15 protein-coding genes and 1 pseudogene are annotated in these 14,957 nt (G+C 66.3%); 13 read left to right on the plus strand and 3 right to left on the minus strand.

Annotated elements, in window-relative coordinates; all coding sequences use genetic code 11:
* Positions 1 to 4 precede the first annotated feature (4 nt).
* A complete protein-coding gene (locus tag P0Y64_11555) occupies positions 5 to 772 on the minus strand; it encodes an SDR family oxidoreductase (GenBank protein WEK42030.1) in 768 nt (255 codons plus the stop codon).
* Between the two features lie 166 nt (positions 773 to 938).
* Between P0Y64_11555 and P0Y64_11560 the strand changes: the two genes are divergently transcribed.
* The 8 genes and pseudogenes from P0Y64_11560 (at position 939) to P0Y64_11595 (ending at position 8,044) form a co-directional block, all read left to right on the plus strand.
* Positions 939 to 2,147, plus strand: coding sequence for a flavin-dependent monooxygenase (locus P0Y64_11560; GenBank protein ID WEK42031.1), 1,209 nt, complete (start codon positions 939 to 941; stop codon positions 2,145 to 2,147).
* A pseudogene (locus tag P0Y64_11565) lies at positions 2,147 to 2,407 on the plus strand (alpha/beta fold hydrolase). Before P0Y64_11560 ends, P0Y64_11565 begins: the two are co-directional and overlap by 1 nt.
* A 76-nt stretch (positions 2,408 to 2,483) precedes the next feature.
* Positions 2,484 to 2,966: a hypothetical protein gene (locus tag P0Y64_11570; protein ID WEK45120.1), complete on the plus strand. Its 483-nt coding sequence runs from the start codon at positions 2,484 to 2,486 to the stop codon at positions 2,964 to 2,966.
* The gene (locus P0Y64_11575) at positions 2,953 to 3,729 is read left to right on the plus strand and encodes a fumarylacetoacetate hydrolase family protein (GenBank protein WEK42032.1); all 777 of its coding nucleotides are present in this window, start codon (positions 2,953 to 2,955) and stop codon (positions 3,727 to 3,729) included. Before P0Y64_11570 ends, P0Y64_11575 begins: the two co-directional genes overlap by 14 nt.
* Before the next feature lie 13 nt (positions 3,730 to 3,742).
* Entirely contained in the window at positions 3,743 to 4,684 is a 942-nt protein-coding gene (locus P0Y64_11580; GenBank protein WEK42033.1) for an acetaldehyde dehydrogenase (acetylating), read from the plus strand.
* Positions 4,681 to 5,718, plus strand: a complete 1,038-nt coding sequence (gene dmpG / locus P0Y64_11585) for a 4-hydroxy-2-oxovalerate aldolase (GenBank protein WEK42034.1) — start codon at positions 4,681 to 4,683, stop codon at positions 5,716 to 5,718. The genes P0Y64_11580 and dmpG overlap by 4 nt, the downstream gene beginning before the upstream one ends.
* 11 nt (positions 5,719 to 5,729) lie before the next feature.
* The gene (locus tag P0Y64_11590) at positions 5,730 to 6,545 is read left to right on the plus strand and encodes a TIM barrel protein (GenBank protein ID WEK42035.1); all 816 of its coding nucleotides are present in this window, start codon (positions 5,730 to 5,732) and stop codon (positions 6,543 to 6,545) included.
* Between the two features lie 38 nt (positions 6,546 to 6,583).
* Entirely contained in the window at positions 6,584 to 8,044 is a 1,461-nt protein-coding gene (locus P0Y64_11595) for an FAD-dependent oxidoreductase (protein WEK42036.1), read from the plus strand.
* On the opposite strand, the gene P0Y64_11600 is transcribed toward P0Y64_11595, so the two are convergent.
* Positions 8,041 to 8,781: an SDR family NAD(P)-dependent oxidoreductase gene (locus P0Y64_11600; protein WEK42037.1), complete on the minus strand. Its 741-nt coding sequence runs from the start codon at positions 8,779 to 8,781 to the stop codon at positions 8,041 to 8,043. The two genes, P0Y64_11595 and P0Y64_11600, sit on opposite strands and share 4 nt — an antisense overlap.
* A 118-nt stretch (positions 8,782 to 8,899) precedes the next feature.
* Between P0Y64_11600 and P0Y64_11605 the strand changes: the two genes are divergently transcribed.
* From P0Y64_11605 to P0Y64_11625, 5 genes are all read left to right on the plus strand, one after another.
* A complete protein-coding gene (locus P0Y64_11605; protein WEK42038.1) occupies positions 8,900 to 9,358 on the plus strand; it encodes a nuclear transport factor 2 family protein in 459 nt (152 codons plus the stop codon).
* A complete protein-coding gene (locus P0Y64_11610; protein ID WEK42039.1) occupies positions 9,355 to 10,212 on the plus strand; it encodes an SDR family NAD(P)-dependent oxidoreductase in 858 nt (285 codons plus the stop codon). Before P0Y64_11605 ends, P0Y64_11610 begins: the two co-directional genes overlap by 4 nt.
* Before the next feature lie 87 nt (positions 10,213 to 10,299).
* Complete coding sequence (locus tag P0Y64_11615) at positions 10,300 to 10,923, plus strand: nuclear transport factor 2 family protein (GenBank protein WEK42040.1); 624 nt, start codon at positions 10,300 to 10,302, stop codon at positions 10,921 to 10,923.
* Positions 10,924 to 10,976: 53 nt separating this feature from the next.
* The gene (locus P0Y64_11620; GenBank protein WEK42041.1) at positions 10,977 to 13,133 is read left to right on the plus strand and encodes an FAD-dependent oxidoreductase; all 2,157 of its coding nucleotides are present in this window, start codon (positions 10,977 to 10,979) and stop codon (positions 13,131 to 13,133) included.
* The gene (locus P0Y64_11625; protein WEK42042.1) at positions 13,130 to 14,137 is read left to right on the plus strand and encodes an MBL fold metallo-hydrolase; all 1,008 of its coding nucleotides are present in this window, start codon (positions 13,130 to 13,132) and stop codon (positions 14,135 to 14,137) included. Before P0Y64_11620 ends, P0Y64_11625 begins: the two co-directional genes overlap by 4 nt.
* A gap of 6 nt (positions 14,138 to 14,143) precedes the next feature.
* Here P0Y64_11625 and P0Y64_11630 read toward each other — a convergent pair whose 3' ends face one another.
* Positions 14,144 to 14,956, minus strand: coding sequence for an SDR family oxidoreductase (locus P0Y64_11630; protein ID WEK42043.1), 813 nt, complete (start codon positions 14,954 to 14,956; stop codon positions 14,144 to 14,146).
* Position 14,957: the final 1 nt, after the last annotated feature.

A 14,957-nucleotide genomic window follows, 5' to 3' on the forward strand; every position in this document is an offset into this window, starting at 1 on the left:
AACATCAGGCTCCCTTCACCAAATCGAGAAAATACGGGCGCTCGCCGCCGCCATCGACTTCCAGCCGCGCGCCACTCACCCAGCTCGCCAGCGGCGAGCACAAAAACAAAACCGCGCCCGCGATATCGTCGCCGCTGCCCATCCGGCCGAGCGGCATCGATTGGCCGACTGCCTCCTGGGCGGCCGCGTCGCCATAGGTCGCTTCGGCATTTTCGGTTTGCATCAGCCCGGCGATGATCGCGTTGACGCGGATATTCTGCGCGCCCCATTCCTGCGCGAGGCTTTGCGTAAGATTGAGCAGCCCGGCCTTCGCAGCCCCGTACACGGCGGTTCCCGGCGAGGGGCGCACGCCGGAGACGCTGGCGATGTTGACGACGCTGCCGCCGCCCGCCGCGACCATGTGCGGGTGCGCTGCCTGCGCCATATATAAAGGCGCGACGAGGTTGAGCTTGAGGATCGCGTCGATGAATCGCGGCGAGACGGTGGCTGCATCGGCCTGTGGCGAGCCGCCCGCGTTGTTCACCAATATGTCAAGCCGGCCGTGCATCGCGACCGCCGCGTCGACCAGCGCCCGCGCCTGATCGGGATCGCGCACGTCCGCCTGATGAAAGGTGATGCCATGGGGCAGGTCATCCGGCGCGGCACGGCCGCATACGGTGACCGCGCAGCCCGCTTCAGCCAGTCGCGCCGCGATCGCGCGGCCGAGTCCCCGGGTGCCCCCGGTCACGATCGCGGCCTTGCCCGCCAGATCGAGATGCACGCCGCCCTGCAAGCCTTCTCTCCTCTTTCCCCGAACAGGGGTGAAATTCGTTCTCAACCGCCACTATTTCGCGAGGTTGAGCTTTTCTATTGACGATTTGCGTATCCTAGCGCAAGAGAAATTACGAAGATAGCGATTTGAGCCGGCGATTACCGCCGGCCGTAAAGGAGGGGCTGCGATGGCCGCCGTTGTTCCGCTCAAGGACCAGATTGAACCGCCCACTGCGGCCGTGCTCATCGAGCGCGCCCGTGAGATGATCCCGACGCTCAAGGCGCGTGCGAAGCGATGTGTCGCGGAGGGCAAGGTGCCCGATGAGACGATTGCCGAGATGCAGGCCGCCGGGTTCTTCCGCATCCTCCAGCCGAAGCGCTGGGGCGGATATGAAATGCATCCGAACGTGTTCTTCGACGTGCAGAAGCTGCTCGCCGAAGGGTGCATGTCGACCGGCTGGGTCTATGGCGTCGTCGGTTGCCACCCTTTTGAAATCGCGCTGTTCCACGATCGCGCGCAGCAGGAAGTGTGGGGCGCGGACGACAGCACCCTCGCATCCTCCTCCTATCAGCCGGTCGGCAAGGTGGAGCATGCCGACGGCGGCTTTTATCTTACCGGGCGCTGGGGCTTTTCCAGCGGGTCTGAGCATTGCCAATGGGTGCTGCTCGGCGCGCTGGTGCCGTCGAAGGAGCCGGGCGGGCCGCCGGATATGCGCACCTTCCTCCTCCCGCGCGCGGATTACCGGATCGAGCCCAACTGGGATGTGTTCGGGCTTCAGGGCACGGGCAGCAACGACATCGTCGTCGAACGGGCCTTCGTTCCCGAATATCGCACGCATCGCTCGGTCGACGGGTTCAACTGCCAGAACCCCGGCCAGCAGGAAAATGACGGACCGCTCTATGCATTGCCCTGGGCGCAGGTGTTCGTGCGCTCCGTCTCGTCGGCGGCGCTAGGCGGCGCGCGCGCGGCGATCGCGGCGGCACTGACCATCGCGGCGGATCGTGTATCGACCAACACGGGCAAGGTTTCCAAGACCGATCCGATCCTGCAGGCGGCGATTGCCAGGGCATATGCACAGGTCGGCGAGATGGAGCTGGCGCTTCGTGCGACGTTCGATGACCTGATGGGTTATGCCGAACGGGGCGAGTCGATCCCGCTCGATAAGCGATCGGCCTATCGCTACCAGTCCTCCACCGTCGTGCGGCGTTGCGCCGATCTGGTGGGCGACATCCTGCCGCTGCTCGGCGGGCGCGCGATCTATATGTCGAGCCCGATCGTGCAGCCGTGGCTCGATCTTAACGCCGCGCGCGCGCATGTCGCCAACGATCCGAACAATTGGACGGCGGACATGATCGGCGGCCTGATGGGCCAGGCTCCAGCGATGATGTTCATGTGATGGGCGCGCTTCTCACCAAGCGGCACGTCGTCGGCGACGGCCATGAAATCCACGTCGCGGAAACCGGCAGCGGACCGGCGGTGGTGTTCATCCACGGCAGCGGGCCGGGTGCATCGGGCGCGTCGAACTTCCGGCAGAATATCGACGCGTTCGTCGCGGCGGGATATCGCGTGATCCTGCCCGATCTGATCGGGTACGGCGATAGCTCCAAGCCGGAGGGGATCGATTATACCCTCCAGCTCTTCACTGACACCTTGTACGACGCGCTGCGCGCGCACGGCATCGAGCGGGCGGCGCTGGTCGGCAATTCGCTCGGCGGCGGGGGTCGCGTTGCAGATGACGCTGGATCATTCGGAATTCGCCTCCAGCCTGGTGCTGATGGCGCCCGGCTGCGTCGAGGAACGCGAGACCTATTTCGCCATGCCCGGCATCGCGAAGATGGTATCGAACTTCGGCGGCCCCGATTTCAGCATCGAGGAGCAGCGCCGGCTGGTCTGCAATCTCGTCTATGATGCGTCCGCCGTGACGGATGAGCTGGTCGCGGAGCGATATGCGGTTGCACGGACTCAGCCCAAGGACGTGCTGGTGCGGATGCGCACCCCCAATCTCGCGCCGCGTCTGGGCGAGGTGAAGCAGCCGATCTATGGCTTCTGGGGATTGCAGGACGATTTCTGCCCGGCGAGCGGCGCGCGCTATTTCCTCGAAGCGTGCGAGGATGTGCGGTTCACCACCTTCGCCCGCACCGGCCATTGGGTGCAGGTGGAGCGCACGGCGGAGTTCAACCGTTACTCGATCGGCTTCCTCGATGAGCATCGCTGAGCGTCACGGCGCGGAGCTTCACCGCGCGCTGCGCGAGCGCCGCACCGTGCCGCCGCTCATCGCGCGCGATTCCTCGCTGACGGTCGATGATGCCTATGCCATCAGCCTCGATTTCCTCGCCCGCCGTATGGCGGACGGGGAGAAAGTGATCGGCAAGAAGATCGGCGTCACCTCCAAGGCGGTGCAGGACATGCTGGGCGTTCACCAGCCCGATTTCGGTTTTCTCACCGATCGGATGTGGATCGATGGGGAGATCGATATCGCGGCGAATGGGCTGATCCAGCCGCGCGCGGAGGCGGAGATCGCCTTCATCCTGCGCGCGCCGCTCAAGGGGCCGGGGATAACGGTGGCGGACGTGATGGAAGCGACCGAAAGTATCGCGCCATGTTTCGAGATCGTCGACAGCCGCATCGACGACTGGAAGATCGGCATCGTCGATACGGTGGCGGACAATGCCTCGTGCGGGGTGTTCGTGATCGGCGAGGCGCGTGCCGATCCGCGCGCGCATGATCTGCCCGCGCTGCATGTCCGCGTGACGAAGAACGGCGCGCCGCTCTCCGAAGGCTATGGCCATGCGGTTCAGGGCAATCCCGCCGAGGCGGTGGCGTGGCTCGCCAATACGCTGGGGCAATATGGTGTCTCGCTGGATGCGGGCGATGTGATCCTGTCCGGGTCGCTGGTGCCGCTCGCGCCGGCCGTGGCGGGCGATCGGTTCGAAATGACGCTGGAGGGCGTGGGCAATTGCACCGCGACCTTCGTTTAGGAGGCTGGCAGGCGTGAGCAAGGTGAAAGCGGCGATCATTGGTTCGGGTAACATTGGGACCGATCTGATGATGAAGATGCTCAAATATCCGCAGAATATGGAGCTGGTCGCGGTGGTCGGGATCGATCCTGCGTCGGAGGGGCTGGCGATGGCGCGCGAGCGTGGCGTCGCGACGACGCATGAGGGGATCGAGGGGCTGAAGAAGCTCGCGTGTTACCCGGAGATCGGCATCGCGTTCGACGCGACCTCGGCCTATGCGCACAAGCTGCATGACGAGGCGTTGCGCGCCGATGGCAAGCAGGTGGTGGATCTGACGCCGGCGGCGATCGGGCCGTTCACGATCCCGACCGTCAACGGCGACGCCAACCTCGATCAGCCCAACGTCAACATGGTGACCTGCGGCGGGCAGGCGACGATCCCGATGGTCGCGGCGGTCGCGCAGGTGGCGACGGTCCATTATGCCGAGATCGTCGCGTCGGTTTCGTCGCGCTCGGCCGGGCCGGGGACACGCGCCAATATCGACGAGTTCACCCGCACCACCGCGCGCGCGATCGAGGCGGTCGGCGGCGCGACGAAGGGCAAGGCGATCATCATTTTGAACCCCGCCGAGCCGCCGATGATCATGCGCGACACGGTGTTCACCTTGTCCGAAGGCGGCGACGAGGATGCGATCCGCGCCTCGGTGGAGGCGATGGTGGCGAAGGTGCAGGGCTATGTGCCGGGCTATCGCCTCAAGCAGGCGGTGCAGTTCGAGCGTTATGGCGACAACAACCGATTGAAGATCCCCGGCATGGGCGATTTCACCGGCATCAAGACCTCGATCTTCCTCGAAGTGGAAGGGGCGGGCGATTATTTGCCGAGCTATTCGGGCAACCTCGACATCATGACCGCGGCGGCCAAGGCGACCGGCGAGCTGCTCGCCCAGCGCATTCTCGATCGGAGGGCGGCGGCATGACCTTCGACGTCAACACGCAGAAGCTCTACATCCAGGATGTGACGCTGCGCGACGGGATGCACGCGATCCGCCACATGTATGGCCTCGATCATGTCCGCAGCATCGCGGCGGCGCTCGATACCGCGGGGGTCGATGCGATCGAGGTGGCGCATGGCGATGGCCTGAGCGGCGCGAGCTTCAACTATGGCTTTGGCGCGCATACCGACTGGGAATGGCTGGAGGCGGTGGCGGAGGTGCTGACGCGTTCGGTGCTGACCACGCTGATCCTGCCCGGCGTCGGCACGGTGGAGGAGTTGCGCCGCGCTTACGATCTAGGCGTGCGATCGGTGCGGGTGGCGACGCATTGCACCGAGGCGGATGTCTCGAAACAGCATATCGGCATCGCGCGCGATCTCGGCATGGACGTGTCGGGCTTCCTGATGATGAGCCACATGATCGACGCCGAGGCGCTGGCGAAGCAGGCGGTGCTGATGGAGAGCTATGGCGCGCAATGCGTCTATGTCACCGATAGCGGCGGCGCGCTCGACATGGACGGGGTGCGCGATCGCTTGCGCGCCTATGACAAGGTGTTGAAGCCCGAGACGCAGCGCGGGATGCACGCGCACCATAACCTGTCGCTCGGTGTGGCGAACTCGATCGTCGCGGCGCAGGAAGGCGCGGTGCGGATCGACGCAAGCCTCGCCGGCATGGGCGCTGGCGCGGGCAATGCGCCGCTCGAAGTGTTCGTCGCCGCCGCCGATCGCAAGGGCTGGAACCACGGCTGCGACGTGATGGCGCTGATGGATGCGGCGGAGGATCTGGTGCGGCCGTTGCAGGATCGCCCGGTCCGCGTCGACCGCGAGACGCTCGCGCTGGGCTATGCCGGGGTCTACTCAAGCTTCCTGCGCCACGCCGAAAAGGCCGCCGAAACCTATGGCCTCGACACCCGCGCGATCCTCGTCGAACTCGGCCGCCGCAAAATGGTCGGCGGACAGGAAGACATGATCGTCGATGTCGCACTCGATATGCTCAGGGAACGCGAGGCCACCGGCTGAAGGCGAGCGATATGCGCCGCCTGTCGCTTGACCATATCACGGTCGTCGATACCACCCCGTCGCAGCTTGCCGAGCTTGCGGCGCGGACGGGGTGCGCGGGCATGTGCCTGTTCCTCCATCCGATGGCGGTGCTGCCGGCAATGCCGGATTTCGCGCTGATCGGTGACACGCCGGAGCGTCGCGCGACGCGAGACGCGATGCGCGCGGGCGGGGTGACGCTCGATCTCGTCTATCCCTTCACGCTGGCGGGGCGCACCGATGTCGCCGCGTTCGAGCCGGCGCTGGAGACGGCGGCATGGCTCGGCGGACGGCTCGCCAACGTGCTATGCTACGATCGCGACGCGGTGCGGCGGGTTGAGAAGCTGGCGGCGCTGGCGGACCTGGCGCACGGCTACGGCATCGAGCTGGCGGTCGAATTCTATCCGCCGTCGCAGGTGCGATCGCTGGCCGAGGCGCTGGCATTGGTCGATGCGGCGGGGCGCACGGATATCGGGGTGACGCTCGATCTGCTCCACGTCGTTCGGGCGGGCGAGATGCCGGGCGCACTGCCGCTGCTTGCCGATCGCCGCATCCGCATCGCGCAGCTCAGCGACGGGCCGCTCGCCATCGCCAGCGAGCGTATCGAGTGGGAAGCCGGGATGGAGCGGCAATTGCCGGGCGACGGCGCGTTCGATCTTGCAAACTTCGTCGCCGCGCTCGCGCCGGATTGCCCGGTGAGCATCGAAGTGCCGCGCCAATCCGCGCTGGAGGCCGGGCGATCGGCCTTCGATCGTGCCCGCCGTGCGGTGGCGGCGACGCGGGCGGCGCTGGACGAAGATCAGGAATGAAATGGCCGGAGGGGAATATATGATCGGCGGGTTTGCGCATGGCTGATTTCTCACTGCATCGCACCGTCCCGGCGGCGGCCGTGCCGCAATGGGATGACGAGGCCGATGTGATCGTGATCGGTTTCGGCGCTGCCGGTGCCTGCGCGGCGATCGGCGCGGCCGAGGCGGGCGGGTCTGTCATATTGTTTGAGCGCAATTCGGGCAGCGGGGGCGCTTCCGGCCTGTCGGGCGGCGAAATCTATATCGGCGGCGGCGGCGGCACCGATGTGCAGCGCGCCAATGGCTTCGCGGACAGCACCGAGGATTTCGCGACCTATCTCAAGATGGCGGGCGGCCCGTGCGCGGATGAGGCGAAATGCGATGCTTATGCCGCCGGCGCGCTCGATCACTACGCATGGCTGAAGGCGCAGGGGGTGCCGTACAAAGGCACCTATCTGCCCGGCAAGCTGATCGAGCCGATGACCGACGATACGCTGATCTGGTCAGGCAGCGAAGCGGCCGCGCCGTTTTGTAATGCGGCGAAGCCCGCGCCGCGCGGGCATGTGATCCAGTTCACAGGCTGGGGCGGCGGCCGCAAACTGGTCGACGTGCTCGAAGCGCGTGTCCGTGCGCTGGGTGTCGAGGTGGTGACCGACGCGCGCGCGCTGGCGCTGATACGCGACGGCGAGCGGGTGATTGGCGCTGTGATGCGCGTGGATAATCGTGCGCGCTTCGTCCGTGCGCGGCATGGCGTGGTGCTCGCCACGGGCGGCTTCGTGCTCAACCCGGATATGCTCAAGCGATACGCGCCGCTTACCGCGAAGATCGCCGATCCGATCGGCGACAAGGACGATGGCTCCGGGATCAATCTCGGCATGGCGGCGGGGGGCGATGCGATCCACATGGATCAGTTCTTCGTCACCTGCCCGTGGACCATGCCGGAAAGCCACGCGCAGGGCGTGTTCGTCAACATCCAGGGCCAGCGCTTCATCAACGAGGATTGCTATCACGGCCGGGTGAGCCGCTGCATGATCGATCAGCCGGGCGACCGCGTCTATCTGTTGCTGGACAGCGCGCATTTCCAGCAACCGCCCGATTTCGCGCGGATGAGCATCGCCGGCACGGGCGATACGTGGGACGAGGTGGAGCGCGAGCTGGAGATGCCGGAAGGCACGCTCGCCGCGACCATGGCGTTCTACAATCGCCACGCGCGCGATGGCCGTGATCCGCTGTTCGACAAGCGGGCACCGATCCTCACCGCGCTCGATCAGGGGCCGTTCGTCGCGCTGGAGCTGAACTTTCAGGCGAGCTATTTCTCGCACTTCACGCTTGGCGGGCTGCGTACCTCGATCGAGGGAGAGGTGCTCGATCGCGGCGGCCAGGCGATCGCGGGGCTATATGCGGCCGGGCGCTGCACGTCGGGGCTGCCGGCATGGGGGCATGGCTATAGCTCAGGGTTGAGCCTTGCCGATTGCACCTTCTTCGGCCGCCGCGCGGGGCGGGCGGCCGCGGGCAGCTAACCCGCGAGCTGCGCGCCATCCACCGCCAGCGTCGCGCCGCTGATCTTGCGCGCCTCGTCGGAGGCGAGGAAGGCAACCGTCGCGGCGATATCCTCCGGCTCGGCCGCGCCGCCGTCCAGCTTTGGCGCGTGGCGCATCATCAAAGACCAGTCGATGTCGCCTGCCGGCGGCGCGGCGTTGCCCATGTTGGTGTTGACCTGCCCCGGGCACACCGCGTTGACGCGCACGCCGCGTGCGGCGAACTCCACCGCGAGCGACTTGGTGATCGCCACCACTCCATGTTTCGACGCGGCATAGGCGAGGCTATAGGGGATGCCCGACAGCCCGGCGGTGGACGCCATGTTGACGATCGACCCACGCGATTTGACGAGATGTGGAAGGGCGGCGCGGCACAGGGCGAAGACGCTGAACAGATTGACGCGCAGCACCCGTTCGAACCGCGCCTCGTCGAAATCGATCGTTGGCCCCCAATCGAGCATCCCGCCGATGTTGCACAATACGTTCAGCCCGTCTCGCGCGGCGGCGGCGACCAGCGTCTGGCAGGACGGGGTATCGCTCGCGTCATAGCGATGCACCCGCACCGGGCGCGCGATTGCGGCGGCGGTTTCGTCCAGCCCGCGTTGGTCGATATCGCCGATCGTCAGTTCCGCGCCTTCGGCGGCGAAGCGCAGCGCGGTGGCACGTCCGATGCCCGATGCTGCCCCGGTGATCAGCACTTTCTTTCCGGCAAAACGCATTGATCCCCTCCGCTCTTGATTTGCGTAGTGATCCTAGGCACAATTCTACGCAATGACACCAAAAAACACTCTGGAGAGCCGGATTGCGTGCCTGGAGGCGGATAGGGCGATTCGCGATTTGAAAGCGCGCTATCTGCGTGCCTGCGATGCCAAGGATCCCGAAGCCGTCCGCGATACCCTGTTGCCGCATGGTGCGGTGATCGCGTTCGAGGGCTTTCCGCTGTTCGAGGATCGCGCGCCGTTCGTGGCAGTCTATGCGCAATTGGGCTGCGCGCCGGGCGTGTTCGATGTCCACCACGCGGCCAATGGGGTGATCAGCTTCGAGGATGAAGGCCGCGCGCGCGGATCATGGTCGCTGCTGTTTCTCAACATCAATCTCGCCGCGCGCACGCTGACGCAGATGGGCGTGGAGTATGACGATATCTACGTGAAACAGGATGGCCGCTGGTGGATCGCGGAAACGCGTTCGCGCCAGACGTACGGGCTGGTTCAGACGGTGGATGCGGCCGGGCAACCGGCGGTGAGCATCATGGGAAGGACGACGGGAATGTTCGATACGACGGATAGCGCGGCATGAGCGGCGGCGCGCTCAAGGGGAAGGTGGCGGTCGTCACCGGTGCGAGCCGCGGGATCGGCGCGGGCATTGCGGCGCGGTTCGCGGCGGAGGGCGCGCGCGTGGTTGCGGTCGCCCGTACGCTGGAGCCGGACGGCAAGCTGCCGGGATCGCTCGCCGAGACGGTGGAGCGCATCCGTGCGGCCGGCGGTGAGTGCCATGCGCTGCGCATCGATCTTGGCGATGCCGCCGATCGCGCCCGGATCATCCCGGAGGTGCTGGCGCAATTCGGCCGCGTCGATATCGTCGTCAACAACGCCGCCTGGGCCCGTTTTGGCCCGATCTGGCAGCAGCAGCCGCGCCACGCGCATCTCGCGTTCGAGATCAATTATTTCGCGCCGCTGGAAATCGCGGCGGCCGCCGTGCCGGTGATGAAGGGGCAGGGCGCGGGCTGGATCCTCAACATCTCCAGCGGCACATCGCTGTTGCCACGCCCAGCGCCGTTCGATCCGGCCGATCGCTATTTCGAGTTCCACCAACAGGGCAGCCCGACGCTGTACGGCTCTACCAAGGCGGCGCTTGAGCGCATGTCGGCTGGCATGGCGGCGGAACTCGCGGGCACGGGCGTCGCGATCAATACGCTGGCCCCGGTCGGCGCGGTGGCGAGCGAGGGCGCGCTGGAAGTCGGCGGATGGGACGAGCGGGATCATCTCGAGCCGGTCGAGGCGATGGCCGAGGCCGCGCTGGCGCTTTGCTCGCGTCCGGCGGACGAATTGTCCGGCCGCATCGCGGTCAGCCTGCCACTGCTGGAAGAGCTGGGGATTCCGATCCGCGCGCTGGATGGTCAGCGGCTGCATTCGGAGCAGGTCGCCGCTTAGTAACAACGGCAATAATGAATACGCATTTGGCGACTATTTGTTGTCGAACATAACAAAACGCGTAATGTTAATGGCTGGAGATTGACCTTGCCGGATCTGGAATCCCGTATCGACCGCTTGGAGTCGCTGGACCAGATCCGGCAGCTCCCGGCCAGATATGCGCTGGCGCTCGACATGCGTGACATGGATGCGATGGTCTCGTTGTTTCCGGCTGACGTGCGTGTCGGCAAGGATGCAAGCGGCCGCGCCGCGCTGCGCGCCTATATGGATCGCACGTTGCGTTCGCCGTTCACCGGCACCTCGCATCATATCGGCGGCCATATCATCGAGTTCGATGACCCCGATCACGCGCATGGCATCGTCTATTCCAAGAACGAGCATGAAACCGGCGACGAATGGGTCATCATGCAGATGATGTATGTCGACGATTATGTCCGCATCGACGGGCGCTGGCATTTCGCGCGCCGCTTGCCGCTTTATTGGTACGCCACCGATCTCAACAAACCGCCGATCGGCGCGAACAAGATGCGCTGGCCGGGCACCGATTGGGCGGAGGGCAATTTCCACAAACTGTTTCCGAGCTACGAGGAATTCTGGGCGCGCGCCGGTGATAGTGCCGCGCCGGTCCCGCCGCCCGCACCGCTCGATGGTTTCATCAACGCGATGCGCCGGGGCAATGCCGCGCCGCGCGTGAAGGTGCGGGCGGATTGAATACGGCTGGCCGCGCATGTCGGCCGGCACGAGAGGATAGGACAAGGATCGCAATGACCGCCAATAGCTTCCCGCACCTGCTTTCGCCCGGCCGGATCGGCCGGATGGAATTGCGCAATCGCATCGCCGTAACCGCGATGGGCGCCAGCCTCGGCGAAGAGGATGGCCAGTGCGGCGATCGGCTCATCGCCTATCACGCGGAGCAGGCGCGCGGCGGCGTTGGCCTGATCATCACGGGCGTCGCGGGCGTGGCGTGGCCGGCCGGCGCGAGTGAAGATGCGCAAATCGCCATTTCCGACGATCGCTTCATACCGGGGCTGAAGGCGCTGGCGGACGCGGCACATGCGCACGGCGCCAGGATTGTGCCGCAGCTTCATCATGGCGGGCTTGGCGCGATGGCGGATATGGTCGCCGGCCGCCCGCTTTGGTGCCCGTCGCCGCCAGAAGCGCCGACCGGCGATTTTACCGCTACGTTCCTGATCGAAGAGCTGATGTCGGCGCCATTCGGACGCATAAAGGGCGTCGAGCTGAAGGTGATGACGGTCGAGGACATCCGGCTGGTGACCGGTCAGTTCGCGGCGGCGGCGGATCGGGCGAAACGCGCGGGCTTCGACGGTGTCGAGATCCATGGCGGCCACGGCTACCTTCTGTCCTCGTTCATCTCGCCCAAGTCGAACCGGCGCACCGACGAATATGGCGGTCCGCTGGAGAATCGCGTGCGTTTCCTGCTCGAGGTGATCCGCGCGATGCGTGAATCCGTCGGGCCGGATTTCCCGATCTGGTGCAAGCTCGATTCGCGTGAAATCGGCAAGAAGGGCGGCATCACGATCGAGGATGCGATCGAGACGGCGCGAATGGTCGAAGCCGCCGGCGCCGATGCCATCACCGTCTCTGCCTATCACGACAATGGTCAGGCGAAGCTTCATTCGGGTTCGCATACGCCGCACGAGCCGGGGCTCAACATTCCGTTCGCGCGTCGGATCAAGGCGGCGGTCAAAGTGCCTGTCATCGCCTCCGGCCGGATCGAGCCGGAGGTGGGCGATGCGGCGATCGCGGATGGCTCGCTCGATTTCGTATCGATGGGGCGCAAGCTGCTCGCCGATCCGCATCTGCCCAACAAGCTCGCGGCGGGGCGACCGGAAGAGGTGCTGCCGTGCATCTATTGCTACACCTGCATCAGCGCGATCTATCTCGGCGATCCGCTGCGCTGTGCGGTGAATCCTGAAACGGGGTTCGAATATCTGCACCGCGATCTTGCGTCCGCGCCGTCGAAGCGCGTCGTGGTGATCGGTGGCGGCCCGGCGGGCATGGAATCGGCGCGGCGGCTGCGTGAGAAGGGGCAGGAAGTGATCCTGCTGGAAGCCGGCGCGCGGCTTGGCGGGACATTGCGTTTCGCCTCGCTCGCTTATCCCGCGAACGAGCGGTTGCTCGATTGGCTTCAGCGGCAGGTCGCGGCGTCGGGTGCCGATGTCCGGCTCAACACGCCCGCCACGCCGGCGCTGCTGCGTGAATTGCGCCCCGATGCGGTGATCGTCGCGACCGGCGCGCGGCGCGGGATGCCCCCGATCCCCGGCGGCGATCTGCCCAACGTCTTGTCCGGCGACGACATGCGCAAGCTGATGCTCGGCGAAAGCTCCGATGAATTGAAGCGTAAGACGAGCTTCGCCACGCGCATCGCGACCAGGGTGGGCGCGGCGACAGGACTAACCGCCAATCTCGATTTCGTACGCAAGGCGACGCATCAGTGGATGCCGCTGGGCGATCATGTCGTGATCGTCGGCGGCGAACTGGTCGGGCTGGAGCTGGCCGAATTCCTGCTCGAACGCGGGCGGACGGTGACGGTGGTGGACGACGCGCCGCGCTTCGGCGCGGGGCTGACGGTCGTGCGGCGGATGCGGCTGCTTGAAGAACTGAAGGAACATGGGGTCGCGATGTTCCCCAAGGCGGCGGATATCCGCATCGAGCCGGGCGCCGTCACCTTCACCGATGCAAATGGCGAGGTGCAACGTCCGCGCGCCGATCATGTGATCGTCGCCAAGGGAGCGACGGGCGACGAAGCGCTGGCCGATGCGTTGCGCGCGGAAGGGTTCGACGTTCATGCGATCGGCGATTGCACCGGCGTCACCTATATCGAGGGCGCGATGCGTGGTGCGGCGGGCGCGGTGGAGGCGATCCTGTCGCCGCAGCATGCCGAAGCCGTGGCGCTTTGACCGTATTGCATTATCCCTTCGAGGGGCGTTCGCCCACGCCGGATGAGGTGATCACCGTTTCCCCCGGCGTGCACTGGCGGCGTGTTCCGGTGCCCGGCCCATTGCAGCATGTGAACTGCTGGCTGCTCGACGACGATGGCGGCGTGGCGATCGTCGACACCGGCTATCAGGATGATGCGACGCGCGACGGCTGGGCTGCAGCGATCGCCGGGCGGCGTGTGACGCAGGTGATCTGCACTCATTATCACCCCGATCACAGCGGGCTCGCCGGCTGGCTGTGTCGCGAATATCGTGCGCCGCTGGTGATGACGCGTGTCGAGTGGTTGTCGCTCTATCATTTCGTCGCGGGATCGCGCGTGGCGCCGGAGGAGATCGCCGATTATTGGCGCGCCGCCGGCTGGGATGACGCGCAGATCGCGCGATCGATGCGCGGGTGGAGTCAGTTCGGGGCATTCGTCAGCCCGCCGCCACAGAGCTTCCGCCGCATCGCGGACGGTGACCGCATCGCGCTCGGCGGGGCGGAGTGGCGTGTCGTCGTGGGAAGCGGGCATAGCCCCGAACACGCCTGTCTGCTCGATGAGCACGCGGGCGTGCTGATCGCGGGCGATCAGGTGCTGCCCGCCGTAAGCCCCAACGTCTCGGTCACGTTGAGCGAGCCGGAGGGCGATCCGCTCGGCGACTGGCTGGCCTCGATCGAGCGGCTGCGGCTGCTCGATGGCGACCTGCTGGTGCTGCCGGGGCACGGCGATCCGTTCCACGGACTGCACGCGCGGCTCGATGCGATCGCGATGGGGCATCATCGCCGGCTCGATCGGCTACACGCGCTGCTCGCCGAGCCACGCCGCGTGGTGGATTGTTTTCCGGCGTTGTTCCGGCGCGAGGTCGGTGCCGAGATGATCGAGATGGCGACCGGGGAGACGCTCGCGCATCTCCACCGGCTGGAGCATGACGGGCGCACGACCCGCGAGATGCACGACGGCGTGACGTGGTTCGCCGCCGCCTGAGCGCGGTCAGAAGAAGCAGCTGCCGCCGTTCGCGACCAGCACCGAACCTGTGACGAAGCTCGCATCTTCGCTGGCGAGATAGGCGACGGCGGCTGCGATCTCCGCCGGCCGCGCCAGCCGCCCGAGCGGCACGGCGGCTTCCATCGAGGTGATCCACTCGGCCGGGATGCCCTGCATGATTGGCGTGTCGGTCGGCCCCGGCGCGACCGCGTTGACGCGGATGCCGCGCGGGGCAAGCTCGCGTGCTAGCTGACGGGTCAGCCCGATCACTGCGGCCTTGGAAGCACAATAATGTGGCGAGCCTTCGCCCGATTGCGCGCTGGTCGAGCTGATGTTGACGATCGTGCCGCTCGCCTTATCGGCCGCCAGCGCGCGAACGAACTCACGCGCAAGGAAAAAGGCGCCGTCGAGATTGACCGCCATCACGCCGCGCCAACCTGCATCCTCCATATGGATCAGCTGATCCGCGAACGCGGTGGGTTTCTCACCCGCTGCGATCTGCGCGTTGCGCTCTGCCATGCCGGCGTAGAATGGCTCGCTGCCGTCGCCCGGTGCGGCGCCGATCCCGGCGTTGCTCACCGCGATATCGAGCCGGCCGAACGCTGCACGCGCCTCACGCACCGCCGCCGCGACCGACGCGCTGTCGCTCACATCGCAACGGATCGCCAGCGCGCCGCCGGAAGCGCGCGCGTCATCGAGATTGAGATCGAGTGCGGCGACTTGCGCGCCCTCCGCAGTCAGTCGCTCGACGATCGCGCGCCCGATGCCGCGCCCCGCGCCGGTGACGATCGCACCGCGCCCTTGAAGCCGTCCTGCCATG

It is taken from the genome of Candidatus Sphingomonas colombiensis (assembly GCA_029202845.1).
GTDB classification, from domain to species: Bacteria; Pseudomonadota; Alphaproteobacteria; order Sphingomonadales; family Sphingomonadaceae; genus Sphingomonas; species Sphingomonas colombiensis.

What these genes read in the sequence shown, in the direction of transcription:
- P0Y64_11620 (WEK42041.1), top strand. Translation starts at nt 10,977, where the DNA reads ATGACCGCCAATAGCTTCCCGCACCTGCTTTCGCCCGGCCGGATCGGC.
- P0Y64_11570 (WEK45120.1), top strand. Translation starts at nt 2,484, where the DNA reads ATGACGCTGGATCATTCGGAATTCGCCTCCAGCCTGGTGCTGATGGCG.
- P0Y64_11600 (WEK42037.1), bottom strand. Translation starts at nt 8,781, where the DNA reads ATGCGTTTTGCCGGAAAGAAAGTGCTGATCACCGGGGCAGCATCGGGC.
- P0Y64_11595 (WEK42036.1), top strand. Translation starts at nt 6,584, where the DNA reads ATGGCTGATTTCTCACTGCATCGCACCGTCCCGGCGGCGGCCGTGCCG.
- P0Y64_11575 (WEK42032.1), top strand. Translation starts at nt 2,953, where the DNA reads ATGAGCATCGCTGAGCGTCACGGCGCGGAGCTTCACCGCGCGCTGCGC.
- P0Y64_11590 (WEK42035.1), top strand. Translation starts at nt 5,730, where the DNA reads ATGCGCCGCCTGTCGCTTGACCATATCACGGTCGTCGATACCACCCCG.
- P0Y64_11630 (WEK42043.1), bottom strand. Translation starts at nt 14,956, where the DNA reads ATGGCAGGACGGCTTCAAGGGCGCGGTGCGATCGTCACCGGCGCGGGG.
- dmpG (WEK42034.1), top strand. Translation starts at nt 4,681, where the DNA reads ATGACCTTCGACGTCAACACGCAGAAGCTCTACATCCAGGATGTGACG.
- P0Y64_11560 (WEK42031.1), top strand. Translation starts at nt 939, where the DNA reads ATGGCCGCCGTTGTTCCGCTCAAGGACCAGATTGAACCGCCCACTGCG.
- P0Y64_11610 (WEK42039.1), top strand. Translation starts at nt 9,355, where the DNA reads ATGAGCGGCGGCGCGCTCAAGGGGAAGGTGGCGGTCGTCACCGGTGCG.